Raw genomic sequence first — 24,133 nt, forward strand, 5'->3', positions numbered from 1 at the left:
GAGTACATAGAAAGCCACCGGCGACGGGCAGCACAATTGCTACATGTTCAAGGGAGAACCCGGTAAATGAGAATCCTCGGTGCAGTGTTGAGAACATCCGATGCTCTTCGCCCCTACTCAACGTCGAGCCCGCTCACGATCGAGCAGCTCGAATTGGATCCGCCTGGCCCCCACGAAGTTCTGGTCCGGATAGAAGCGGCAGGGATCTGTCACTCTGACCTTTCCGTCGTCAACGGCTCCCGCCTTCGGCCATTGCCTATGCTGCTGGGGCACGAAGCCGCAGGGATCGTCGAAGAAATCGGTTCCGATGTCGCCGGCCTCTCCATCGGGCAACGTGTTGTTGCCGCATTCCTCCCCCGCTGCGGCACGTGCGCGGCGTGTCAGACCGGCGGTCGCCTTCCCTGCACGCCGGGGTCACACGCGAACGGCGAAGGAACCCTTCTTGACGGAGGCAGGCGCTTGCACGCCGGCGATGAGTCCGTCGCTCATCACCTTGGCGTGTCAGCATTCGCCACTTATGCGGTGATGGATGCTCGATCACTCGTCGCTGTCGGAGCGGATGTGCCTCCGGATATTGCGGCTGTCTTGGGCTGCGCCGTGCTTACGGGAGGCGGCGCTGTGCTCAATGCTGGTCGGCCGACTGCCGGACAGACCGTCGCTGTCGTCGGGCTTGGCGGCGTCGGCATGGCTGCGCTGCTGGTGGCCGCATCCGTTCCTGGGGTGACGGTCGTTGGCATCGATGCGAATGTGGGCAAACTCGGCTTGGGCCTGGAACTCGGTGCTTCCGCAACGTTCACCCCCGAGCAAGCTGTCGATGCTGGTTTCACCGCAGACGTCGTCATTGAGTGCGCGGGCGTCGCGCGAGCGTTCGAAACCGCTGTTGCACTTACCGCACCCGGTGGGCGCACGGTGAGCGTCGGCCTGCCCGGGCCCGAAGCAGAAGTGCGCATCTCACCACTGCAACTCGTAGCGGAAGCTCGCGAGATCGTCGGCAGCTACCTTGGTTCAGCGGTGCCGTCACGCGACATTCCCTACTACGAAAATCTGTGGCGTCAGGGACTGCTTCCTATTGAGAACCTCATCACCGCTCGCATCGAATTGAAAGATATTAATGAAGGATTCGAGACTCTCGCGAACGGCGATGCTGTGCGGCAGATAATCGAGTTTCCCGAAGTGAGCGTGTGACCGTGAGCTTACTCAGGCGTTCGGTACAGACCGCCGATGATGTGAAACTTCACCTCGAAGGAACCGGGACACCGAGAATTCTCATGATCCACGGGCTCGGGTACGCGAGTTGGGAAGCCCAGCGATTGCGGGCCGCGTTGGGCCAGGACTTCGGGCTCTGGAGTCTCGACAATCGCGGCACGGGCCTCTCTGAGGACACTGATGCGTCGACGTCAATCGCGGACCTCGCAGCCGATGCTGCTCTGGCAGTGGAGTCTCTGGGCGGACCGCTCATCATTGTCGGCCATTCCATGGGCGGCTATATCGCCCAGACTCTTGCACGGTCTCGCCCGGATCTCGTCCGCGGTCTGGTTCTCGTTAGTACCAGTTGCGGAGGCCCTGGCGCTGATCCGGTTCCTCAATCGACGATGGATGCGTGGGCTGACGCCCGCGGACTCACGCCCGCCGAGTACGCCAGGCGCACCATGCCGCTGTCGTTCAGCGAAGACTGGCCCCACCAGCATCCTGACGAATTCGAGAGAATACTGAGCGAGCGAGCCGTGTACCCAACCAGTGCGTCGGTGTGGCAGAGGCAGTTCGATGCTGCGCAACAGTTCATGGCGACCGGATCTCCGTGTGACTTCGTTTCTCCCACGGTGATTATTCACGGCGCTGCCGACCGGATTGTGCCGGTTGCCAACGGGCGCCACCTGGCCCGTCAGCTGCCTCAAGCCGAGTATCACGAAATCTCGGAGGCGGGGCATTTACTCCAGCTGGAGCAGCCACAGCTCATCGCCGATCTGATCACCACTTTCATCACCAATCAGCTGCACTAAGAAAGGAAATAATCATGCCCGACATCGAGGTTGAGCCCGGAATCACCATGCATTACGAAGACCGTGGAACCGGTGAAGCAATCGTTTTCGTTCACGGCTGGGGAGGTAGTGGGGATGCGTGGGATCTGCAGGTCTTAGACCTCGCGCCGTCGTACCGTTGCATCACTGTAGATCTTCGTGGACACGGCAGCTCAGATAAGCCGTGGGGAGACTACAACTACGATCTCTTCGTTCGCGATCTCAATGTCCTCGTTTCTGAACTAGGCCTCGAACGCGTAACCCTCGTCGGATGGTCGATGGGCGGTCATATTGCGCTCAAATTTGCTCACGAACACCCGGAGAAGCTCGCTCGCGTGGTTATCACGGGAAGTGGCCCACGATTCTCTGGCACTGAGGATGCGCCTTATGGCACTCCCGAGGGAGAGGTTCAGGGGCTTGTCGAGGCGATCAAGATTGCGCCCATCGAGACCATCGCTGGACTGTATGGAAACAATTTCCACCGCACTGATCTCACGGCGACCCGCGATTGGTTCGTTCAGACTGGCTGGAAGGTTCCGGCGTTTGTTGGCGTCTCGAGTTTCCAGGCTTTGCTCGACACCGATCTGAGCAGCGCTCTACCGTCGGTACAGACTCCGGTGCACATTTTCTCGGGGCGGCACGACGCCATCTGGGACCCGCGTTGGAGCGAAGAAACTCACCGTTTGCTCCCCAACTCGACTTTGACCTTCTTCGAGAACAGCGGACACGTTGCATTCATCGAGAACCGCAGCGAATGGAACGCAACGCTCGTCGACATCCTCGAGGGCCGTGCGCCCGCCGAATCGACCGGAGCCGTCGCACCGGCAGAGTAAGACAGCTGGCTCGGTGCTGGGCTGCGCGGTTACCGCGTAGCCCAGCTCCGCTAGCCGCGGTTCTTCGCTGCGAGTTTCCACCCGCGCTCCGTTTCGGCGACGCGACCGTCGAGTTCGAGCAACCCGAGCTGCGCGCGGACCGTGGAGATCGCGAGGCCGCTGCGCGCAGCAATGTCATCGGTGGTGCGGGCGCTGCGAGCGCTGAGGGCGTCGAGAAGGCGTGTGGTCTCGGTGTTGGCTGGGCTGCCAGTATCCGGATGCTCACTCTGCGTTCTTGTAGTGCCCCCGGAGTCTGTCGCCTCGTCGACCGGCAGGAGCGCTTGCTCGAGGGGTGCGAGCTCGGCCATCTGGTCGGGGTTGGTGACGCACACGGCATCGTAGTCACGGATGAGACGATGACAGCCCGCGGAGGCAGCGCTCGTGACCGGGCCGGGCACCGCTCCCAGCGGTCGGCCCAAGGTGGCCGCGTGGCCAGCGGTATTGAGAGAACCGGATCGCCAGCCCGCCTCGAGAACGACCGTCGCCATGCTCGCTGCAGCTATCAATCTATTTCTTTGAAGAAATCTCCATTTTGTTGGTGGTGAGCCGCACGGGAGTTCGGAAATCACCACACCGTTTTCGACGATGCGACCGAGGAGCGCGTCGTGACCGCTCGGGTAGAAGCGGTCTACTCCCCCGGCGAGAAAGGCGACAGTGAGTCCTTGGCTGGCGAGAGCAGCGCGGTGGGCCATACCGTCGATTCCGTAGGCGGCACCGGACACGATCGTGTAACCACGATCGACGAGACCGGCGGAAGCTTCCATCGTGATGTGTTCGCCATAGCCGGTCGCCGCGCGCGCACCGACGAGGGCGATGCCGCGATCGATTCCGGCGAGAGCTTCGTCGGTTCCGCGAACCCACAGCGCCGAGGGCGCGTGCCAATCAAGATCGTTGAGCCGCGACGGCCACAGGGTGTCGCTGGGCGTGAGCAGTCGCGCGCCGAAACGGGCGGCTTGACGCAGAGCGATGAGCGCGGTGTTCGACTTGAGCCGTGGCATCCACCGGTCGATGGCTTGGGCCATATCGTCGTCAGCCACCGTGTCGCCACCCGTTGACAGAGCAGCAGTAAAGCGTTCTGGGTCCCACCGTTCGACAACGCCGGCGAGCGCTCGCACAGCACCGAGTTGCTGAATGGCGCGACCCGCAAGACGATCGCCGGGTTCCGCAAGGCCACTCCACGTCGCACGGGCGAACCGTTCTTCGATCGCATCGCGGTCGAAGTGCTCACCGCCGTCGACGCTGACCGCTTTCACGAGGGTCGCAACTTCTGATTCTTTGAGTCCAAACATGCTCACTGTGCCATGGCCTTTCTGAGGTAAAGCGCTTGCCCGACGTGGGTGTCGTCGGGTCGGGAATCGTCGGCGAGGTCAGCGAGTGACCAGGCGACGCGCAGAACGCGGTCGTACCCGCGCATCGTGATGCCTCCGCGCTCGAGCGCGCGGTCGAGCCCCGCCGTGACCTTGGGGGCGAGCCGCAGTTCGCGCCCACGCAGGTACGAACCCGGCACGTGCGAGTTGAGCCGCCACGGCGTGGTCTCGAGGCGAGCGGCTGCACGCTGGCGGGCCGCTGTGACGCGAGCGCGGGCATCCGCCGTCGAGAGAGACGGCCGCTCTCCCGCTAGCCGCAGCTGAGCACTGGTGATTCGCTCAACCCGGAACTGAATGTCGATGCGATCGAGAAGCGGACCCGACAGGCGGGCAAGGTATCGGCGACGACTGTTCGGCGGGCACGTGCATTCGCTGTCGCGCGCACCCCACTGCCCGCAGGGGCAGGGGTTGGCCGCCATCACGAGCTGGAAGCGGCCAGGGAAATGGGCAATGGCATTGGCCCGATGGATGCTGATGACCCCCGATTCGAGCGGTTGCCGAAGTGCGTCCAGCGCTGCCGGCGCAAACTCGGGTGCTTCGTCGAGAAAGAGCACTCCGTCGGAGGCTCGGGCGGCAGCACCCGGACGAATCTGGGAACTGCCGCCGCCCACGAGCGCCGCGGCCGTCGCCGTGTGATGGGGCGCTTCGAGGGGTGGTCGGGTGGTGAGGCTGCTGCCCACCGGCAACCCGGCCAACGAGCGAATGGAGGAGACTTCGAGAGCTGCTTGGGGGTCGAGGTCGGGCAAGAGCCCGGGCAGTCGCGCGGCAAGCATGGTTTTGCCAGCCCCGGGAGGGCCGAGCAGGAACACGTGGTGGCCACCGGCTGCGGCGACGAGCATTGCGTCGATCGCATCGCTACTGCCGATCATGTCGGCAAGGTCGCCACCGGTGTCCGGGGCCGCCTCGGGGGTCGGTCGCGTAATCACCTCAACGGGCTCAGGCTCGAATTCTCCGCCATGCCAAATGGCGGCATCCCGCAGTGACGGCATTGCGATCACATGCATGTCTGGCACGAGCGACGCTTCATCGGCATTACCGCTCGGCACCATCACTGTTGTGAATCCGGCCCGCGATGCGGCGAGCACTGCGGGCAGCACACCGTTCACCGGACGCAAGCGCCCGTCAAGACCGAGCTCTCCGATATGGAGCACCCGGTCGATCGATTCTGCAGAAATAGTTCCGGAGGCGGCGAGCGCCGCGACGGCTATTCCCAGGTCGAAACCGGAGCCGTGTTTGGGCAACGCAGCCGGCGACAGGTTGACGGTAATTTTGCGGTTGGGTAGACCGCAGCCGGAGTTCGTCGCTGCGGCCCGCACGCGGTCTTTCGCTTCGCCAAGCGCAGTATCGGGCAAGCCGATGAGCACGAATCCGGGAAGGTTGTTGGAGAGGTCTGCTTCTATCTCGACGATCGCACCCTCGAGGCCGAGTAGGGAGACGGCGTAGGTTCTGCCGATCACGAGATGCGCTTCAAGTGTTCGATCTCCACGACTCCGCGCGAGGGCACAATCACCGCAACGGCATCGATGCGCACGGAAGCACCAGATCCCGGATGATCGTCACACCAGGCCGCAGCGAGTCGTCGCAGACGTGCGAGTTTCGTGGCAGTGATCGACTCGAACGGATGCCCGAACAGCACACTCGAACGAGTCTTGACCTCGACGAACACGAGCTCGTTGCGCTCGCGCGCCACAATGTCGAGTTCGCCCTGGGAGCACCGCCAATTGCGATCGAGGATCTCGAGCCCTGCACTGATGAGGTAGTCGGCGGCGAGGATTTCGCCGTGCGCACCTAGTTCGTCTTTTGCTGCCATGGCTCAAGAGTCGCGCCTGAGCATGCCCAAGAACGTGGCCCAGCACGAATGGGAGAAGACTTCCCCGCGTGACGCACTGGGGAGGACTAGTGACCTAGTCGGCAGCACTCGCCGCTTCGAACACCGAGACGCTGAACCGAGCACCGTCGTCAACGGTGACCCTTAGCGTCAACGTCGACAGGTCACCCTCGAGCGACGAAGTGAGATAGGTCGATGCTGGTGTGCCCCGCTCACTGGCGCAGTTACTCGCCCACGTGCTATCCACGACCGTTTCACCAGAAACCAACGCCACTTCATACGGGGAGCTCCTGTCGCAGCCAATCGCGAGAAAGAGTTGGTCGACGGAGTCACCGAGAGGAGGCAGTGAGTATTCGTGTGAGCCGGAATCCACTTGCTCGAAGAGCACCGAGTACGGAGAGTCATCGTTCAGAAAGTTAGAGTCAGCGCTGAGCAGTGGCATTTCCCACTTGCTCCCCTCTGTCACGACGCCAGACTCGCCCGCCGGCCCCGCTGATTCGGCTGCGTGTGGCTCAGTCGACACGCACCCGGCAAGCCCGAGCACCACCGCGATACCGATAAGAGCGACTCCATGACTACGCATAGTTGATTTCTAGCACGCCGTGACCCCACTGCCTAGAGAAGGTAATAAATTTTCATTAACGCTTCGTGGATGATGACACCGCACTCGGGGTATCGTGCCGGTATGACGAGCGATTCGGAGCGCAACGTATGGCTTGAGCGGTGGCAGGTCGACGATCTTCCCGTGCTCGAACGCAGCAACACGCCCGAGATGACGGTCTATCTCGGCGGGCCCGAAAGCGATCAACAGATCGTCACCAGACATGCCAAGTTTTTGCATCTGTGGGAGACGGGCGACGCGCGCATGTTCCGCATCCGGTCCTCCTCGGTGGCAGAGCCGGTGGGTTCGGTGGGGTACTGGAAGAAGCGGTGGCGCGACCGCGATGTCTACGAAACCGGGTGGAGCGTGCACTCCGCCCATCAGGCCCACGGCATAGCCTCCACCGCCCTCTCCGAATGCCTGCAGCACGCGGCAGACAATGGCGAACGCGATCAGGTTTTTGCGTTTCCTCGCACCGACAACGCGGCATCCAATGCTCTGTGTGCCCGCACTGGTTTCACGCTCGTGGGCGAAGCTGACTTCGAGTATCCGAAGGGGCATCCCATTCGAGTTAATGAGTGGATGTTCGACCTCACAGCCCGGCGAGCAAACTCGCTGCCAGCACAACCATGATGATGGCGATCAGGATGTCGAGCACGCGCCACGCCATCGGCTTGGCAAATAGTGGCCGCAAGTACCGGCTGCCATAACCAATCGCCGCAAACCATACGACACTGCCGAGACACGCTCCGAGGGCAAACCACCACCGGTTGTCGCCATAGGTGCCGCCGATGGAGCCGAGCAGCAGCACGGTATCGATATACACGTGCGGGTTGAGCCAGGTGAGCGCGAACGCCGTCGAGAGGGCGGCGGCGAGCGTCATCCCCGCCCCGGATGCTGTTGCGGTGAGTGCTTGCGGTCGGGCCGCCCTACGCAGCGACAGAAACGCGTAGACGAGGAGGAAGAGCGCACCACCGACGCGGGCGATCACGAGCAGCCAGCCCGCTTGCTCGATGAGGGCGCCGAGTCCTGCGACACCGGCGATGATCAGCACAATGTCAGAAAGCGTGCACACCAGCACCACTGCGGTGACGTGTTCGCGGCGCAATCCTTGCCGCAGAACGAAGGCGTTCTGCGCACCAATGGCGATGATCAGCGAGAGCCCGAAGCCGAATCCGGCAAGCACGATGGTGGCAATCAGGGGCATGAATTGACTCTAGAGGCACAATAGGAAGATGCCGGACACTTCTCTGCACGATCGCAGCGAAGTCGTTCATGCGCTCCGATCCGCCGTCGGTGGCGAAGTCGATGACTCCACGCGCCGCCGTGCCGAATACTCGAGCGATGCCTCGAACTATCGCGTTGTGCCGCACGTGGTCGTGTTTCCGCGTGACACGGACGACGTGCTCGCAGCGCTGTCCATTTCTCGCGACAGCGGCACTCCGCTTACCTCGCGCGGTGGCGGCACCTCAGTCGCGGGCAATGCCATCGGCACCGGCATCGTGCTCGATTTCTCCCGCCATCTGAACCACGTTCTTGAAATCGATGCGGATGCTCGCACCGCCCGCGTGCAGCCCGGCACCGTCTTGGCGGCTCTCCAATCCGCCGCGCAGCCTCATGGTCTGCGCTTCGGCCCCGATCCCTCTACGTGGTCGCGCTGCACCGTCGGAGGCATGATCGGCAACAACGCCTGCGGAGCTCATTCCCTGCAGTTCGGTAAAACCGCCGACAATGTGAAAAACCTCGACGTGGTCGATGGCCTCGGGCGGCGATTCACCGCCGCTAACAACCCGAGCATCGTTGACGGTCTCCCCGCCCTCGTCAGTGGCAACCTCGCGACGATCCGCACCGAGCTCGGGCGTTTCGGCCGTCAGGTGTCGGGCTACAGTCTCGAACACCTCCTGCCCGAACACGGCAACAACCTGGCCCGCAGCCTCGTGGGCACCGAAGGCAGTCTCGTGACCGTGCTCGAGGCGACCGTCGATCTCGTGGCTCAGCCCCAGCATCCGCTGCTCGTCGCCCTTGGCTACCCCGACATGGCGACTGCCGCCGACGCTGTTCCCGCGCTACTCGCTCACCACCCGACCGCCATCGAGGGCCTCGACGCCCGAATCGTGGATGCCGTCAGCCGCACCCGTGGAGCCCGCGCCGTCGCCGCCTTGCCCGCAGGCGCCGGGTGGTTGCTCGTGGAAGTGACGGGCGACGACCCCGCCGAGACTCTCCAGCGCGCGAACCGACTGGCCGCCGATTCTGCCGCCATCGAGTCCCGCGTCATCACCGATGCGGTGGCCGCGAAGCAACTGTGGCGCATCCGCGAAGATGGGGCGGGTCTCGCCGGGCGCACGGCATCCGGAACGCAAGCCTGGCCCGGCTTCGAAGACGCCGCGGTGCCGCCGGAACGCCTCGGCGCGTACCTGCGAGACTTCGACGCTCTGTTGGCCGACTACAACATCGAAGGGATGCCGTACGGCCATTTCGGCGACGGTTGCGTTCATGTTCGGCTCGATATTCCCCTCGCGACGGATGGCGCAGTTCTGCGAGCTTTCGTGGATGACGCCGCCACCCTCGTCGCATCCCATGGCGGCTCGCTGTCGGGCGAACACGGCGACGGTCGGGCACGTAGCGAACTGCTGCCGCGCATGTATTCGCCCGCCGCAATCGAGCTGTTTGGGCAGTTCAAGCGACTCTTCGACCCGAACAATCTGATGAACCCGGGCATCGTTGTCGACCCGGCGCCGGTCGATGCCGCGTTGCGCCGCCCGGCCGCGCTGCCGCTCATCAAAGTCAACGGTTTCGCGTTCAGCGACGACGATGGCGATCTCACGACGGCGAGCCACCGGTGTGTCGGAGTCGGCAAGTGCCGCGCCGACAACTCGGCCAGCCACGGCGTTATGTGCCCCTCGTTCTTAGCGACCGGCGACGAGAAGGATTCCACCCGCGGTCGCGCCCGCGTGCTACAAGAAATGGCGAACGGCACCCTCGTCTCGGGCGGAGTGAACTCGCCCGAGGTACACGACGCCCTCGACCTCTGCCTCTCCTGCAAAGCCTGCGCGAGCGACTGCCCCGCCGGCGTCGACATGGCCACGCTCAAAGCCGAAGTGCTGCACCGTCGCTACGAGGGCAAGCTCCGCCCACGCAGCCACTACCTGCTCGGGCAACTGCCGCGCTGGGCACGCCTGATCTCGCCGATCGCCCCGCTCGCGAACGCCCTACTGCGCGTACCGCTTGTGCGACGCCTCGCCCTGTGGGCCGGTGGAATGGATGCTCGGCGCACGTTCCCCGCCTTCGCCCGTCACCCCTTCCGTTCGAGCTCCGAGGCTCGCGCCCTGCGCGCGGCGCCCCCGGCCGAGGCAGCCCCCGCAGGACGGGCAACCCCCGCCACCTCAGCCGCCGCCGCCAGCCTTGCCGACCGCGACTCAGCCCCGCGCCCCCAGATCCTCCTCTGGGCCGATTCCTTCACCGACAACTTTTCGCCCGACATCGCGCGCGCCACGATTCGTGTGCTGGATGCGGCGGGCTACGAGATCCTGCTTCCGGAACGCGATGTGTGTTGCGGTCTCACCTGGATCACCACCGGGCAGTTGGCGGGCGCGCGCCAGAAGCTCACCGATCTGGTGAGCGAGTTCTCTCAGTACACCGACCGCGGCATCCCGATTGTGGGCATTGAGCCGTCGTGCACGGCGGTGCTGCGCTCAGACCTAACCGAGCTCCTGCCCGACAGCCCCGCAGCGGCGGCCGTCGCGCGTTCGACCTTCACGCTCTCCGAGCTACTCACCGCCCCGGCACCGCTGGGCCCGCCACGCTGGACCCCGCCCGCCCTCAACGAGCACACCTTCGTCGTTCAACCGCACTGCCACCAGCACGCTGTCATGGGTTTCGACGCCGATCGTGCCCTGCTTGCCAGCACGGGAGCCACCGTCACCGAGATCAGCGGATGCTGCGGGCTGGCCGGAAACTTCGGCATGGAGAAAGGGCACTACGACGTGTCGGTCGCGGTCGCGGAGAACGGCATCCTGCCTGCTCTGCGTGAAGCGGCATCCGACAGCACACTCGTCGCCGACGGCTTCTCGTGTCGCACTCAGGCATCACAGCTCGCGAACACCGAGGGCAAGCATCTCGCGGAGGTTCTCGCCGCCGCGCTGCCCGAGCGGTAGAGGCTCAGCGAAAGCCAGCCAGCCACCCGACCCACGTGTCAGCAGACCAACCAGCGACACGCGCTATTCGTCGAGCGCGAGTTCCTTCGGCAGTTCGAGGTCTTTGGCGCTGAGTTCTTCGATGTTGACGTCTTTGAACGTGAGCACACGAACGCTCTTCACGAAGCGGTCGGAACGGTACACATCCCACACCCACACATCGGTCATCGAGAGCTCAAAGTAGAAGTCGTGCTCCGTATCGCGGCGCACCAAATCGACCTCATTGGCGAGGTAAAACCGCCGTTCCGTTTCAATGACAAAACGGAACTGGCTCACTACATCGCGGTATTCGCGATACAGCGCAAGCTCGACCTCGCGGTCGTAGTCTTCAAACTCGTCTTCATCCATGCTGCCTTTATTGTAGGCCGCACTACCGCAACCATGTGTGCCGATGAAGTTCGGTGGCACCAAGACTTCGCACGGCCTCGAAATGCGCAGCCGAACCGTAGCCTTTGTTACTCGGCCAGCCATAGCCGGGGTACTCCGCGTCGGCCTCAATCATGAGTTTGTCGCGTTGCACTTTAGCCACCACGGATGCCGCAGCCACCGATACGCAGTCACGGTCGGCCTTGACGCGGGTGTGCACTCGCGGCGCAACGGTGAGGGCGCCGCTGAGCCAGTCGGTGCTGCCGTCCAACAGCACTATGGACGCCATGATGTCGAGCCCCGCTTCGTGGAGCTGGATGAGCGCGCGCTTGCCCGCGAGCCCGAGGGCAGCGGTGATGCCGATGGCATCGATCTCGGTGGCATCCGCATAGCCCACGGCGGAGAGCGGCGCCCACTCGAGCGTGAGCGGCTCAAGGAGTTCGCGACGTTTCTGGCTGAGCATCTTGGAATCGCGCAATCCCACAGGCCAGACGCCGTGTGCGGGCGTCATGGCGGTCATCCCGACGCCGACGGGGCCCGCAATCGCGCCGCGCCCTACCTCGTCGCAGCCAATAACTGCCAGCGCGCCCGCCCGAAAGAGTTCGAGCTCAACGTCGCTATTCGGGTCTGCTACCGCCACCGTCTACTCGGCGTTCTGCGTGACCCGTTGGAACGTCGTGGAGTAGTTATCGAGGACGCTCCACCGTTCGGTCGGCCAGCTGATGAGCATGGCGCGTCCGACGACAGAATCGATCTTCACGAAACCGCCAGTGGGATCGTCTTTGTGAAAGGCGGAGTCAGCAGAGTTATAGCGATTGTCACCCATCACCCAAATGGAGTCATCGGGAACGGTGACAGAGAAATCTTCTTGAGTGGCCTTAGTAACCGCATCGGGAAGCTTGATGTACGGCTCTTCCAGCGGGATGCCGTTGACAACAATTTGCCCGAATTCGTTGCAGCATTCCACGGTGTCGCCCGGGAGCCCGATGACGCGCTTGATGAGGTGATTGCTGCTGTCGGGAGCGCTCAGGCCTACAAAGGCGAGAACGCCATCCACTGCGCCGACAAACCAGTTCTGCGGTTCGGTGGAGATAGCGGGGAGCCAGCCGCCGGGATCAGTGAAGACAACAACGTCTCCGTGCTCAATCGCGAAGAGGTCAGGCTCAAGCTGATTAACCAGAATTCGGTCATCGATCTGAAGGGTGTTCTCCATCGACGACGACGGAATATAGAACGACCGCACCAAATACGTCTTGATCACAAAGGAGATCAGAATCGCCGCGACGAAGATGATGACGAGGTCGCGAAGGAAGAGCTTCCACCCGCCGGTCTTCTTGGCTGCATGGCGAGTACCGCCACGGCTGCCCGGCAGCGTGTTTTCAACAGTTTCGTTTGTCATTTAACCCCAAAGCTCCCAGCAAGCATATGCCGCTGGGAGCCGTTGGTTTGTGAATTGCGAGTCGTGTTAGTTGTCGCGCTTCTCTTTGATCTTTGCCTTCTTGCCGCGAAGATCGCGCAAGTAGTACAGCTTGGCGCGACGGACGAGTCCGCGCGATACAACCTCAATGTGGTCGATGACAGGCGAGTGAACCGGGAAGGTACGCTCTACGCCGACCTGGAAGCTGATCTTGCGGACCGTGAAGGTCTCGCGAACGCCGTGGCCCGAACGACCGATAACTACGCCCTGGAACACCTGAATACGCGAGCGCGTACCTTCGATGATGTTTACGTGAACCTTGACGTTATCGCCGGCACGGAAGTCAGGAATGTTGTCTTTGAGAGACGCCTTGTCGACGTCATCGAGAATATGCATTAGTGATCGCTCTCTGCGCCCGCCATGAGTCGAACGCACTTAGTTAGATAAGAAAGTTTGTGCTTCAAGCGGTTACGACGCCCTCATGGCAGAGTCGTGCGCGAGCACAATCGATAATTCTGCCACAGATTTAGTCGAAATTACCATTCTCATCCGGTTCGAGGATGATCACGCGACCATTGTCGAGCTTCTCCCCCGGGTAGGTCGGCCGTTGAGCATCGCGCTCGAAGCCCTCAACAAGGCTCGTGAAGCGGTTGCGCGTCTCGGTAACCAGCTGCCAGAGGGCGATCCAGAACGCTGCAATAGCGACGATCACAATGAGGGCGGCCGGGAACGAGGCATCCACAAAGCCATAGATGATGATGGCCGCATGCCAGACCGTGAGCAGCCCGGCATCAATCCACGAGACGCTCTTCGAGTCGCGAACACTCTTGCGGGCGACCGTCAAACCGGCGATGGCGAGCAGCGCGAAAGCCAATATCGGGCACAGGATGAGAAACAGAACGAAGTCCCAGCCCACACTCGACCCGTAGATTCCGCGCGCAATCAGCACCCACACGGGCAACACCAGTACTGCGATGAACTGCCAGTAATAAAACGCACGCCTGATCATCATGCTTCTCAGGGTATCTTCGATGTGATCAGGAATGCTGAGAAGCATCGAACCGAAAGACTTGGTGTCCCCCGTGCCCAACACCGCGATCGTTCGCACCGAACCAGTGCAGCAGCGAAGCGCAGAACGAATCGACGTCCTCCTCGATGCGGCCGCTGTACTGCTCGACGAAATAGGCATTGATGCCCTCACCACGAGTGAAGTCGCAAAGCGGTCACGCTCCTCGGTTGGCGTGATCTATCGCTACTTTCCCAACATCCAGTCGCTTCTTCGTGGCCTCGCGTCGCGAAACTTCGATAAGTATCGCGCCGGGCTTTCGGCAGCCCTCGCGAAGCGTGCCACCACGGGCCTCGAAGCCCTCAACACCGCCATCGATCTCTACGTCGATTTTTGCCGCACCGAACCAGGTTTTCGAGTGCTGTCATTCGGCAACATCATCGACCGCCGTTTCAACGTTGATCGCAAGAGCAACAACACTGCGTTGGCAGAGATTTTGACCGATCTCCTTGTCACTACCTACAAAGTTCCCGCCTCGGATGCGCTCGCGTTCGATATCGAAGTGACGGTAGAAATCGCCGATTCACTGTTAGAGCGTGCATTCTTGTATGACCCGCGCGGTGAAGAACCGTTTATCGACAAGCTCCGAGAGTTCATTGCGCAACTCTTGGCACCGCACACGAAAGAGGCAGCTACCGCATGATCGAGTTGAGAACCCCCGCCGAAATCAATGAGATGAAGGCCGCAGGTGAATTTGTGGCCAGCGTGCTGACCGCTACCGAAGCAGCATCCAAGGTGGGCACCAACCTGCTCGAGATCGATGCCCTCGCGCACAGCATGATCCGCGAGCGTGGCGCGGAGAGCTGCTACATCAACTACCACCCCTCCTTTGGCGCTTCGCCGTTCGGCAAGGTCATCTGCACCTCCGTTAACGACGCGGCCCTGCACGGACTCCCCCACGACTACACGTTGAAAGATGGCGACCTTGTCAGCCTCGACTTCGCTGTTGCGGTCGATGGTTGGGTTGCCGACTCTGCGATCACCTTCGCCGTGGGCACTCCCCGTGACGAAGACCTCAAGCTCATGGATGCCACCTCTCGCGCCCTTGATGCCGGCATCGCCGCGGCTGTCGTTGGCAATCGCATCGGCGGCATCTCGGCAGCCATCGGAGACGTCGCCTACGGTGCCGGCTACGAAGTGAACTTGGACTTCGGCGGGCACGGCGTTGGCCGCGAAATGCACGGCGACCCGCACATCCCCAACGATGGAAAAGCCCGTCGTGGAATGCCGCTCAAGCCAGGTCTCGTCCTTGCCATCGAGCCGTGGCTCATGATCGGCACCGACGACATTTACACGGATGACGATGGCTGGACCCTGCGCAGTGCTGACGGCTCGCGCGCGGCCCACTTCGAGCACACCGTCGCCGTGACTGCAGACGGCCCGCTCGTCCTTACCGCTCGCAAGTAGGAGCAGTCCGCGCACGCTCAACCTCACCGCGTCGAGACCGCACCCCAGCGTTCTCGCTAGCTGGCAGCCCTAACTTTGGGTGCCGACGCGACGCTCGAGCTGAATCGGTGCAACCGTGCTGGTGTAATCCCAGCTGCCCTCGCTATTGGTTCCTGCCTTCGGGATAGCAAACAGCACGTCGTAGGTGGTCGGAGCCGAGCATCCGACCGCTGACGGGTTGGTTTCGTGGCCGACGCGCAGACTATCGGGCTGTGGGAGCACCCAGACGGCGATGAGTTCGCACGACGCCACCTCAGCGGTGATGACGATGTCTGCTCCGCCGAGCGTCGCCGCCAACTCGCCCCGAGCCTGCACGACTTCGGCGTCAGTGGCGTCGACAAGCACGTCAACGGACGGCCACGCATCCACCGACACCGCAGACTGCGCGTAACCATCCGGGAGCGGGCTCGCGGTGAGGTCGGCGATCGTGACGTCGTCGACGGTCATCCGTCGGGTGGTGAGTGTCGAGTCGCTCGATTCACCGGCGCCGCCTTCGGAGCTCGCCGTTGATGCTGGTGCTGGCGACGCGGCATCCGCCGACGACGAGTCTGAAGAATCAGCGTCAGTCGCGGTGCAGCCAGCCAGCAAAGCAACTGCGGCAATCGCTGCGAAAAAAGAGCCGGGCATCAGTCTGAGCGTCATGGCTCCATGCTTACACAAGGGCCTGAGACGCGAAGAAAGTTGTACTACTCCGCGTCGGGCAAGAGATCGGGGCGAACGCGCTTGGTGCGCTCAACCTGCTGCGCATGACGCCAATCGGCAATTGCCTTGTGGTTACCACTGAGCAACACCGGAGGTACAGCTCGCTCACGCCACGTCGATGGCTTGGTGTAACTGGGGTACTCGAGGAGGCCCTGTTCGTGGCTCTCCTCCGTCAGGCTTTCGGGGTTACCGATCACGCCTGGCACGAGACGGCCAATCGCCTCGATCATCGCCATCGTGGCAACTTCTCCGCCATTGAGCACGTAATCGCCGAGACTGATCTCACGAACACGCACAGTGGATGCCGCGTAGTCGATCACTCGCTGATCGATGCCCTCATAGCGACCGCACGTGAAGACGAGATGCTTCTCGAGCGCCAGCTCGCGGGCCGCAGCCTGCGTGAACGGAACTCCGGCAGGCGTGGGAACGATCACTACCGTTTCGGGCGTGAGAACGGCATCCAGCGCTTCTCCCCACGGTTCGGGGCGCATGACCATGCCAGCGCCACCACCGTAGGGAGTGTCATCGACAGTGCGATGACGATCGTGGGTGTAGTCGCGCAAATCGTGCACGCCCAACTCGATGATTCCCCGCTCGCGAGCCTTGCCCAGGAGAGAGATATCGAGCACCCCGAAGAAATCGGGGAAGATCGTCACGATGTCGATGCGCACGCGGTGGCCTTCGCTACTAGTCGCACTCGGGCGCGTCAGCCTCGTCAGAAGCTGCGCTGGGCGTCTCTTTTTCGACCGCTTCTGCGACGGCTTCTGCTGGCTCTTCGGATGCGTCTTCCGCAATCTCTTCGAAGAGTCCGGGAGGTGGAGTAACCACCATCTCGCCCGCGTCGATGTCGACGCTGGCCACGATGGACTTCACGAAGGGAACCAAAACGTCACCGTTGTCGGTAGTGACCGTCAACAGGTCTTGCCCGGGGAAATGATCTACCTGAGCGAGAGTGCCGACCTTTTTGCCGTCGCGGATAACAGTGAGGCCGATCAGCTGGTGGTTGAACCACGCGTCTTCTTCTGGCGCCTCGTTGGGATCGTGATCGATCCACAGAATTGCTTTGACGAGCTTCTCAGCGGCACTGCGGTCAGGAACGCCCTTAAAGAACGCGACCGGTTGTGCGTTGAACCACTTGAGCTCGATGAGTTCCAGTGTCTTGCCATGCCAGGCCGAGCTTGTCGGCACTTGCAGAGAAAACACGGCGCCCGGAACGAAACGACGTTCCGGGGCATCCGTGTACATCTCTACTTTGACGGCTCCCTTAAGCCCGTGAGCCTTCGTCAGACGCCCCACTCGCAGCTGTGTGCGACCTTCTCGGGGAATCTTTACTTCGCCCACTGCTTAGAAGTCAGTGTCGACGACGTCGACACGAACCTTGCGACCATCGGCAAGTGCCGTGATCAGCGTTCGCAGTGCTTTCGCGGTGCGACCAGAGCGACCGATTACACGGCCAAGATCTTCTGGGTGCACGCGAACCTCGAGGAGTTCGCCGCGTTGCGTGTTCTTTGCAACGACCTGAACGTCTTCGGGGTGATCGACGATGCCTTTAACGAGGTGTTCGAGCGCGGGAGCGAGCAATTGCTAAGCCTTGTCTGCGTCAGCGGCAGGTGCTTCAGCAGGAGCCTCGTCAGCGACGGGAGCTTCTGCAGCAGGTGCCTCTTCAGCCTTAGGCTCAGCCTTCTCAGCCTTGGGCTTGAGAACAGGCTTCTTCTTCTCGTCAGCCTGGAACTCTGCCTTGGCTTCCTTGACCTTGACGGTGCTTACAGCGTTCTTGTCACCCTTGAACTGGCCCCAGTCGCCGGTCAGCTTGAGGATTGCCTCAACCTGCGGGCTAGGCTGCGCGCCAACGCTCAACCAGTACTGTGCACGCTCGGACTCGACCTCGATGAACGAGGGCTCCTCGGTGGGGTGGTACTTTCCGATTTCTTCGATGACACGACCATCGCGCTTCTTGCGCGAGTCGGCAACGACGATGCGGTAGTAGGGTGCACGGATCTTGCCCATGCGCTTCAAACGAATCTTTACAGCCACAATTCTCCTGATTTAAATGTTATTGGTGGCGAACCGCTAGCCGTGAGCGTGGGGGCACACTCGGCAGAAAAGCTCTAGTGGATTCCATCCGGGCCTGATTAGAGGGTCGGGCTACGGAGGACTCAACCGCCTATTCTGCCAGAGTTTTGACGGCTTGGGGAACCGATCGCCAATAAAGCCCCAAAGAGGTGCCGCTAGCCGTTCTGGGAGTCACGCCACGCGAGCCACTGCTTGGTGGTTGTGAGGTCGTAATCAGGACCGGTAATACCCAGGGTGAAGAGCGTGATGCCCTGCTCCCGCATGCTGTCAGCATCTTCAACGCTCTTCTCGCGCAACTCATTCGAGAGCTCAATCTCGTTGATGTCGCGGCCGACGGTCTCACAGTGACCAGCTAGCACCTCGAGCTTGTGCACCAGCTCATCACCGGTGGCAAAGCTGTGCCAGATGTCGGCGTGCTTGGCGACAAGCTTGAGAGTCTTCTTCACTCCCCCACCACCGATGAGTACGGGGATCTTGCGCGTGGGCGGCGGGTTGAGCTTCTGCCAGCGCGACTCGATGCGCGGCAAAGCCTCGGCGAGTGCATCCAATCGCGAGCCGGCCGTGCCGAAGTCGTAGCCGTACTCCTGGTAGTCACGCTCGAACCAGCCAGAGCCGGTGCCGAAGATGAAGCGACCACCACTGATGTGGTCGAGGGTGCGAGCCATGTCGGCCTGCAGATCGGGATTGCGGTAGCTGTTGCAGTTCACGAGCGTTCCGAACTCAACGCGGCTCGTCATCTCAGCCCACGATGCCAGTTCGGTCCACGCCTCAAAGTGCAGCCCGTCTGGCTCGCCATACAGCGGGAAGAAGTGATCCCAGTTGAAGAGAACGTCAACTCCCAGCTGTTCAAGCTCTTTTACGCGGTCACGAATGACCGAATATTCGGCGTGCTGAGGTTGAAGCTGAACGGCAATACGAACGGGGCGGCTCTGTGTCATAGCTCCACAGTAACCCCTCACGCAGACACCCAGAAGAGTGGTTCGCCACTGACGTCGGAGGCCTCAAAGCTATCGCGGACTAGCGCCCGAGAAACTTCTGCAGGCTCTCCAGCTCTTCAGGCGAGGGCCCACCAGCAGCAGGCTTTGATCCACCAAGGCCGAACCCGGAACCGGACGGTGCTGACGGTTCGACAGCGCCCTGAGCGCGTGCCGCATCCTCAGCAGCACGCTTGGCGGGGTTGCCAGACTTGGAACCCTTTTTCTTCTGGTTCTTTCGCGCATTGGCCGACTTGCCGCCATGTCCGCCGGGGATCGGACCCATGCCGGGAATCTGAGGCGTGCCACCCTTAGCGACCGTCTTCATCATCTTCGCGGCCTGCTCGAAGCGGTTCACAAGCGCGTTCACCTCGGTGACAGTCGTTCCTGAACCACGCGCAATACGCACGCGGCGCGAACCGTTGAGGAGCTTCGGCGTGGTGCGCTCTTGCTTAGTCATCGACTGGATGATGGCCTCGGTGCGCGTGATCTCCGACTCATCGAAGTTGTCGAGCTGCTCTCGCATGCCCTTCGCACCGGGAAGCATGCCGAGCATGCTCTTGATCGAGCCCATGTTCTTGAGCTGCTGCATCTGCTGCAGGAAGTCATCGAGCGTGAAGGTGTCAGTCGCGAACTTCTCGGCGACCTTACGCGATTCTTCTTCGTCGAAGGTTTTCTGCGCCGTCTCGATGAGGGTGAGGATGTCACCGAGGTCGAGGATGCGGCTGGCCATACGGTCGGGGTGGAACGGCTCGAAGTCGCCAAGACCTTCACCCGTCGACGCGAACATAATCGGACGACCGGTGATGGAAGCAACCGACAGCGCTGCACCACCGCGAGCGTCACCATCGAGCTTGGTGAGCACAACACCCGTGAAGTCCACGGCCTCTTGGAAGGCGCGAGCGGTCTTGACGGCATCCTGACCGATCATCGCGTCAATAACGAAGAGCACTTCGTCAGGGTCGACAGCCTTGCGGATGTTGGCTGCCTGCTTCATCAGCTCGGCATCCACACCCAAACGACCAGCGGTGTCAATGATCACAACATCGTGCTGCTTGTCTTTGGCAAACTTCATAGCCTGTTTGGAGACCTTGACCGGGTCGCCCTTGCCATTGCCCGGCTCGGGGGCGAAGACGGCAACACCAGCCTGCTCGGCAACAACCTGCAGCTGGGTGACAGCGTTGGGGCGCTGAAGGTCAGCGGCGACCAGCAGCGGAGTGTGGCCATCGGCAGCAAGCCACTTCGCGAGCTTTCCGGCGAGGGTCGTCTTACCGGCACCCTGCAGACCCGCGAGCATGATGACCGTCGGCGGGTTCTTCGCGAACTCAATGCGACGGGCTTCGCCACCCAGGATCGTGACGAGTTCGTCGTTGACGATCTGCACCACCTGTTGGGCCGGGTTCAGCGCACCAGAAACTTCGTGGCCAAGCGCACGTTCGCGAACGCGACCCGTGAACTCCTTGACAACCTCGAGCGCAACGTCAGCATCGAGGAGGGCACGGCGAATCTCGCGAACGGTGCCATCGACATCCGCTTCGCTGAGCTTGCCCTTGCCGCGCAGGTTCTTGAAGGTATCCGCGAGGCGGTCGGTGAGATTTCCAAAAGTGGCCATGATGCCACCAGTTTATCCGGCAGTGACCAAACTCTGAACCCACTCCAATCGCCCACTTAACCGACCTGACCGGAGTGACTTTCAGTAAAGAGAAAGCTAATTGGCAGATAAATCACAGTTCAGGGTATTGACAACAACCCGAATTGGGGGCGTTTCCGAGTTGCAGTGCTTCTAATTTTGGAGCCATACTCAACAATGTCGTCGGCAATTGGTGCGAATACCGTGCACGACATCAATCCACAATCGTGGACAACCAATCACAGCAAACACCCGGAGGCTGCCCAGTATGACTACGCCCGAACCCACTCCTGAAGCAACACCAGAACCGACCCCCGAAACTGCGGCTGCACCAGCAGCACCCGCGGCCAAGAAAGCTCGCAACACTCTCGGAATGGTTGCGCTCGGTCTCGCGGTATTCGGCGCGCTTCTCGCGATCATCCCGGCAACCAACGGTTTCTCGTGGGTGATTCTTCTCGGCGCCTTCGTTGTGTCGATCGTCGCATTGACCCGCAAGGGCCAGGGCAAGACAATGGCGCTTATCGCATTGATCGTCAGCTTCCTGTTCTGGATCATCTCGATCTTCGTCGGAATCGCGGTTGTTGCTACCGCCGTGAGCGAGAGCCTCGACGACGCTCCTTCGATCTCCGCGCCTGACACCTCGGACGCAGAAGACGCAGAAGACGGCGCTACGGAGCCAGCAGCAGCAGGCATCGGCGACACCATCACGACCGACGATGGCGTTGAAATCACTCTCCTGAGCATCACGCCCGACGCCACCTCACCCGATGACTACTTCGCTTCAGAAGTTCGCGGAACGCTCGTCGCCGTAAGCATGTCGATGGTCAACGGCACCAACGAGGCTGTCACCATCTCCGGCGGATCCGTCAAGGGTTTCATCGGCGAAGCTGAATACGAAGCATCGCGGATCTATGGCACCGAGAGCGGCGACTGGTACGCCCTTGAAGACATCAACCCCGGCCTCACCGCAGCATTCACTGCCTACATCGATGTCCCCGCTGACACCGACCTCGACACTGTGTCGTACACAACGGAACTGTTCTTCGGCGAAGGCGTAGTATTCCTCGCTAAGTAGCAGGTCAGATTCACTTCGAAGCGCGGGACTTGCCACTGCTGTGGCAAGTCCCGCGCTTCACGTGTTTCCGCTCTCTTCTTGATACACGACCCACAACGCCGACAGGGGCTCCGAGTAGGGTGAGAACGTGAGACACGGAATCGTCATACTGCCCCAACAGCCCTGGGCTGAAGCCAAGCATCGCTGGATTCAGGCTGAGGAACTCGGCTTCGATCACGCGTGGATTTACGACCACCTCTCGTGGCGCTCGCTCGCCGACGAGCAGTGGTACGCCACCATTCCGACTCTCACGGCAGCCGCGAGTGTGACCAGCCACATCGGGCTCGGCACCTTTGTCGCTTCGCCCAACTACCGGCATCCGGTTCCCTTCGCCAAAGAATTGGCGACACTCGACGACGTCAGCGACGGCCGCTTTCTACTCGGCGTTGGCTCGGGCGGCACCGGTTTTGACGCAATGGTGCTCGGCCAAGAGGAACTCACTCCGCGCGAACGTCATGCCCGGTTCGAAGAGTTTGTGCGCGGCCTCGACGAGTTGCTGCGCTTCGAAGACCCCGGCAGCGGCGGCATTAGCTTCAACGGTGACTGGTTCACTGCCGTCAATGCGCGGATGGTCGGGGCCCCTGCCCAGCGACCTCGCATGCCCTTCGTGGTTGCCGCTGAGGGCCCTCGTGGCCTCCGCTTGACCGCCGAGCTCGCCGACGGCTGGCTCACCCTCGGCCGCACCGCTGACACCCTCGACGAGTGGTGGCAGATTGTCGCCGACACATCTGCACGCATGGATGACGCCCTCGAAAAGGCCGGCCGAGCATCCGGCAGCATTGATCGCTACCTCAATCTAGATGGCGCACCCCAGTTCAGTCTGGAAAGCGTCGACACGTGGGAAGACGCTGTCGGTCGCGCCGACGCCCTCGGCTTCACCGATGTGATTGGGCACTGGCCCCGCGCCGACGGCATCTATGCCGGCGAAGAAAGCGTGCTGATCGAGATCGCCTCCCGCTTCTCCCGCTGAGCATCCACGGTGACGCGAAGCCCGCACGCAGCACGCGATAGCTTAGAGACATGACAGCTCTCATCGTGACCCTCGCCGGACAAACCCCCTCCGTCGCCGACAGCGCCTTCGTCGCGCCCAACGCCACCCTCATCGGCAACGTCACCCTGGCCGAGCGCGTCGGCATCTTCTACGGCGCCGTTCTGCGCGGCGACACCGATGCCATCACGATCGGCGAAGGCTCGAACCTGCAAGACAACGTCACCGTGCACTGCGATGAAGGCATCCCCACCACCGTCGGTTCCGGAGTGAGCGTCGGCCACGGTGCCGTACTCCACGGCTGCACCGTCGAAGACGACTGCCTCATCGGCATGAGCGCCACGGTGCTCAACGGAGCCGTCATCGGAACCGGATCACTCGTCGCCGCCGGTGCTGTTGTGCTCGAAGGCACCGTGATCCCACCCGGATCGCTCGTGGCTGGAGTGCCCGCCAAGGTTCGCCGCGAACTCAGCGACGAAGAGAAGGCCGGCGTTCGCGAAAATGCCGCTCACTACCTCGAGCTCTCTGCGGCGCACAAAGCGGCCAGCAACTAGCGCGAAGCGCCTACCCGTCGAGCCTGGGCGGCCGGCAACGAGCAACCAGCAGCTAGCCGACGAGGCCCTGCACGAAGACGTGCGGGGTGAAACCGGTGAGGTCGTTGATGCCCTCACCCTGGCCAACAAGCTTGATCGGGATGCCCGTGCGCTCCTGAACGGCGAGAACGAAACCGCCCTTTGCTGAGCCGTCAAGTTTCGTAATGACGAGGCCGGTCACACCAGCATGCTGAATGAACGCTTCCGCTTGAGCGACACCGTTCTGACCGGTTGTCGCGTCAAGCACGAGCAATACTTCAGCGATCTCCGTCTGCTTCTCAACAACGCGGCGGATCTTGCCAAGCTCATCCATCAGACCGCTCTTGGTCTGCAAACGACCAGCGGTGTCGATGATCGCGATGTCGATGCCCTCGCGCTGAGCGCGCTCCACTGTCTGAAAGGCGACGGATGCCGGATCTTGACCTTGCTGCTGGGGGCGCACGATTTCGGCTCCCCCGCGCTCCGCCCACGTCGCCAACTGCTCAACGGCAGCAGCACGGAACGTGTCGGCCGCCCCCACGACCACCGTGCGGCCATGGCCCACGAGGAACTTGGTGAACTTGCCAATCGTGGTGGTCTTTCCGACGCCATTGACGCCCACAACGAGCACGACCGCGGGGCGGGCGCTGAGAGTGAGAGTCGGGTCGAGGCGGGCGAGACGTTCCTCGAGGGTTTCGCGCAGCATCCGCTTCAGATCTGCAGGGTCGTCAGTTTTGAAACGCGCGACACTTGCCCGCAGCTCGTCGATAACGGATTCAGTGATGTCGGGGCCGAAGTCGGCCGAGATCATTGCGTCTTCGAGGTCACTCCAAGTCTCCGCGTCGATCGTGTCGCGCGCGAACATTGATTTGAGTGCGCCCGAGAGCGACCAAGATGCTGCCATGA

At 62.0% G+C, this 24,133-nt stretch carries 28 protein-coding genes; 10 read left to right on the top strand and 18 right to left on the bottom strand.

Translation table 11 applies throughout. The features are described from left to right. Positions 1 to 66: 66 nt before the first annotated feature. The 3 genes from I6E52_RS03635 to I6E52_RS03645 all read left to right on the top strand — a co-directional run bounded on the left by I6E52_RS03635 (position 67) and on the right by I6E52_RS03645 (position 2,851). Positions 67 to 1,185, top strand: coding sequence for an alcohol dehydrogenase catalytic domain-containing protein (locus I6E52_RS03635; RefSeq protein ID WP_197154933.1), 1,119 nt, complete (start codon positions 67 to 69; stop codon positions 1,183 to 1,185). Between the two features lie 83 nt (positions 1,186 to 1,268). After that, the gene (locus I6E52_RS03640) at positions 1,269 to 2,000 is read left to right on the top strand and encodes an alpha/beta fold hydrolase (RefSeq protein ID WP_197154935.1); all 732 of its coding nucleotides are present in this window, start codon (positions 1,269 to 1,271) and stop codon (positions 1,998 to 2,000) included. A gap of 14 nt (positions 2,001 to 2,014) precedes the next feature. Beyond that, the gene (locus I6E52_RS03645) at positions 2,015 to 2,851 is read left to right on the top strand and encodes an alpha/beta fold hydrolase (RefSeq protein WP_197154937.1); all 837 of its coding nucleotides are present in this window, start codon (positions 2,015 to 2,017) and stop codon (positions 2,849 to 2,851) included. A gap of 50 nt (positions 2,852 to 2,901) precedes the next feature. Here I6E52_RS03645 and dprA read toward each other — a convergent pair whose 3' ends face one another. The 4 genes from dprA to I6E52_RS03665 form a co-directional block, all read right to left on the bottom strand. Beyond that, positions 2,902 to 4,179 (bottom strand): DNA-processing protein DprA, encoded by a 1,278-nt coding sequence (gene dprA / locus I6E52_RS03650; protein ID WP_197156927.1) that lies wholly within the window; start codon positions 4,177 to 4,179, stop codon positions 2,902 to 2,904. A gap of 2 nt (positions 4,180 to 4,181) precedes the next feature. Then, positions 4,182 to 5,714 (bottom strand): YifB family Mg chelatase-like AAA ATPase, encoded by a 1,533-nt coding sequence (locus I6E52_RS03655; RefSeq protein ID WP_197154939.1) that lies wholly within the window; start codon positions 5,712 to 5,714, stop codon positions 4,182 to 4,184. After that, positions 5,711 to 6,067, bottom strand: a complete 357-nt coding sequence (locus tag I6E52_RS03660) for a YraN family protein (RefSeq protein ID WP_197154941.1) — start codon at positions 6,065 to 6,067, stop codon at positions 5,711 to 5,713. The genes I6E52_RS03655 and I6E52_RS03660 overlap by 4 nt, the downstream gene beginning before the upstream one ends. A gap of 94 nt (positions 6,068 to 6,161) precedes the next feature. Beyond that, a complete protein-coding gene (locus I6E52_RS03665; RefSeq protein WP_197154944.1) occupies positions 6,162 to 6,668 on the bottom strand; it encodes a hypothetical protein in 507 nt (168 codons plus the stop codon). A gap of 102 nt (positions 6,669 to 6,770) precedes the next feature. Between I6E52_RS03665 and I6E52_RS03670 the strand changes: the two genes are divergently transcribed. Beyond that, positions 6,771 to 7,319 carry a GNAT family N-acetyltransferase gene (locus tag I6E52_RS03670; protein ID WP_197154946.1) on the top strand — a complete coding sequence of 183 codons (549 nt, stop codon included), beginning with the start codon at positions 6,771 to 6,773 and terminating at the stop codon, positions 7,317 to 7,319. On the opposite strand, the gene I6E52_RS03675 is transcribed toward I6E52_RS03670, so the two are convergent. Next, positions 7,279 to 7,893, bottom strand: coding sequence for a LysE/ArgO family amino acid transporter (locus I6E52_RS03675; protein ID WP_197154948.1), 615 nt, complete (start codon positions 7,891 to 7,893; stop codon positions 7,279 to 7,281). The two genes, I6E52_RS03670 and I6E52_RS03675, sit on opposite strands and share 41 nt — an antisense overlap. A gap of 28 nt (positions 7,894 to 7,921) precedes the next feature. Here I6E52_RS03675 and I6E52_RS03680 point away from each other — a divergent pair, with 28 nt between their 5' ends. Continuing rightward, positions 7,922 to 10,840 (top strand): FAD-binding and (Fe-S)-binding domain-containing protein, encoded by a 2,919-nt coding sequence (locus I6E52_RS03680; RefSeq protein ID WP_197154950.1) that lies wholly within the window; start codon positions 7,922 to 7,924, stop codon positions 10,838 to 10,840. A 63-nt stretch (positions 10,841 to 10,903) separates the two neighbouring features. Here I6E52_RS03680 and I6E52_RS03685 read toward each other — a convergent pair whose 3' ends face one another. The 5 genes from I6E52_RS03685 to I6E52_RS03705 form a co-directional block, all read right to left on the bottom strand. Next, entirely contained in the window at positions 10,904 to 11,227 is a 324-nt protein-coding gene (locus tag I6E52_RS03685) for a DUF2469 domain-containing protein (RefSeq protein WP_009772690.1), read from the bottom strand. Positions 11,228 to 11,249: 22 nt separating this feature from the next. Then, entirely contained in the window at positions 11,250 to 11,885 is a 636-nt protein-coding gene (locus I6E52_RS03690) for a ribonuclease HII (protein ID WP_197154952.1), read from the bottom strand. 3 nt (positions 11,886 to 11,888) lie between these two features. Continuing rightward, positions 11,889 to 12,644, bottom strand: a complete 756-nt coding sequence (gene lepB, locus I6E52_RS03695) for a signal peptidase I (RefSeq protein ID WP_197154955.1) — start codon at positions 12,642 to 12,644, stop codon at positions 11,889 to 11,891. Positions 12,645 to 12,710: 66 nt separating this feature from the next. Further along, complete coding sequence (rplS, locus tag I6E52_RS03700) at positions 12,711 to 13,058, bottom strand: 50S ribosomal protein L19 (RefSeq protein ID WP_197124008.1); 348 nt, start codon at positions 13,056 to 13,058, stop codon at positions 12,711 to 12,713. A 130-nt stretch (positions 13,059 to 13,188) separates the two neighbouring features. Beyond that, positions 13,189 to 13,674, bottom strand: a complete 486-nt coding sequence (locus I6E52_RS03705; protein WP_197124006.1) for an MFS transporter — start codon at positions 13,672 to 13,674, stop codon at positions 13,189 to 13,191. A 31-nt stretch (positions 13,675 to 13,705) separates the two neighbouring features. Between I6E52_RS03705 and I6E52_RS03710 the strand changes: the two genes are divergently transcribed. Together I6E52_RS03710 and map are read left to right on the top strand one after the other, a co-directional pair. Next, entirely contained in the window at positions 13,706 to 14,371 is a 666-nt protein-coding gene (locus tag I6E52_RS03710) for a TetR/AcrR family transcriptional regulator (protein ID WP_231601758.1), read from the top strand. Further along, positions 14,368 to 15,135, top strand: coding sequence for a type I methionyl aminopeptidase (gene map / locus I6E52_RS03715; RefSeq protein WP_197154957.1), 768 nt, complete (start codon positions 14,368 to 14,370; stop codon positions 15,133 to 15,135). The genes I6E52_RS03710 and map overlap by 4 nt, the downstream gene beginning before the upstream one ends. 69 nt (positions 15,136 to 15,204) lie before the next feature. Here the strand turns inward: map and I6E52_RS03720 are convergent, their stop codons facing one another. From I6E52_RS03720 to ffh, 7 genes are all read right to left on the bottom strand, one after another. After that, complete coding sequence (locus I6E52_RS03720) at positions 15,205 to 15,816, bottom strand: hypothetical protein (protein ID WP_197154959.1); 612 nt, start codon at positions 15,814 to 15,816, stop codon at positions 15,205 to 15,207. Between the two features lie 44 nt (positions 15,817 to 15,860). Continuing rightward, on the bottom strand, positions 15,861 to 16,547 hold the full coding sequence (trmD, locus tag I6E52_RS03725) for a tRNA (guanosine(37)-N1)-methyltransferase TrmD (protein WP_197124000.1): 687 nt from the start codon (positions 16,545 to 16,547) through the stop codon (positions 15,861 to 15,863). Between the two features lie 16 nt (positions 16,548 to 16,563). Next, positions 16,564 to 17,172 carry a ribosome maturation factor RimM gene (gene rimM / locus I6E52_RS03730; RefSeq protein ID WP_197154961.1) on the bottom strand — a complete coding sequence of 203 codons (609 nt, stop codon included), beginning with the start codon at positions 17,170 to 17,172 and terminating at the stop codon, positions 16,564 to 16,566. A 48-nt stretch (positions 17,173 to 17,220) separates the two neighbouring features. After that, positions 17,221 to 17,457 (bottom strand): RNA-binding protein, encoded by a 237-nt coding sequence (locus tag I6E52_RS03735; protein WP_010203243.1) that lies wholly within the window; start codon positions 17,455 to 17,457, stop codon positions 17,221 to 17,223. A gap of 3 nt (positions 17,458 to 17,460) precedes the next feature. Then, positions 17,461 to 17,910 carry a 30S ribosomal protein S16 gene (gene rpsP / locus I6E52_RS03740; protein WP_197154964.1) on the bottom strand — a complete coding sequence of 150 codons (450 nt, stop codon included), beginning with the start codon at positions 17,908 to 17,910 and terminating at the stop codon, positions 17,461 to 17,463. Between the two features lie 194 nt (positions 17,911 to 18,104). Continuing rightward, positions 18,105 to 18,887, bottom strand: coding sequence for an LLM class F420-dependent oxidoreductase (locus tag I6E52_RS03745; protein ID WP_197154966.1), 783 nt, complete (start codon positions 18,885 to 18,887; stop codon positions 18,105 to 18,107). A 79-nt stretch (positions 18,888 to 18,966) separates the two neighbouring features. Beyond that, positions 18,967 to 20,535 (bottom strand): signal recognition particle protein, encoded by a 1,569-nt coding sequence (gene ffh / locus I6E52_RS03750; RefSeq protein ID WP_197154969.1) that lies wholly within the window; start codon positions 20,533 to 20,535, stop codon positions 18,967 to 18,969. 286 nt (positions 20,536 to 20,821) lie between these two features. Between ffh and I6E52_RS03755 the strand changes: the two genes are divergently transcribed. The 3 genes from I6E52_RS03755 to I6E52_RS03765 all read left to right on the top strand — a co-directional run bounded on the left by I6E52_RS03755 (position 20,822) and on the right by I6E52_RS03765 (position 23,209). Next, positions 20,822 to 21,628: a hypothetical protein gene (locus tag I6E52_RS03755; RefSeq protein ID WP_197154970.1), complete on the top strand. Its 807-nt coding sequence runs from the start codon at positions 20,822 to 20,824 to the stop codon at positions 21,626 to 21,628. 127 nt (positions 21,629 to 21,755) lie between these two features. Further along, the gene (locus I6E52_RS03760) at positions 21,756 to 22,637 is read left to right on the top strand and encodes an LLM class flavin-dependent oxidoreductase (protein ID WP_197154971.1); all 882 of its coding nucleotides are present in this window, start codon (positions 21,756 to 21,758) and stop codon (positions 22,635 to 22,637) included. Between the two features lie 50 nt (positions 22,638 to 22,687). Continuing rightward, positions 22,688 to 23,209, top strand: coding sequence for a gamma carbonic anhydrase family protein (locus I6E52_RS03765; protein WP_197154972.1), 522 nt, complete (start codon positions 22,688 to 22,690; stop codon positions 23,207 to 23,209). A 52-nt stretch (positions 23,210 to 23,261) separates the two neighbouring features. Here the strand turns inward: I6E52_RS03765 and ftsY are convergent, their stop codons facing one another. Beyond that, positions 23,262 to 24,131 carry a signal recognition particle-docking protein FtsY gene (gene ftsY / locus I6E52_RS03770; RefSeq protein WP_197106064.1) on the bottom strand — a complete coding sequence of 290 codons (870 nt, stop codon included), beginning with the start codon at positions 24,129 to 24,131 and terminating at the stop codon, positions 23,262 to 23,264. Positions 24,132 to 24,133 lie beyond the last annotated feature (2 nt).

It is taken from the genome of Salinibacterium sp. NG253 (assembly GCF_015864945.1).
GTDB lineage: Bacteria > Actinomycetota > Actinomycetes > Actinomycetales > Microbacteriaceae > Rhodoglobus.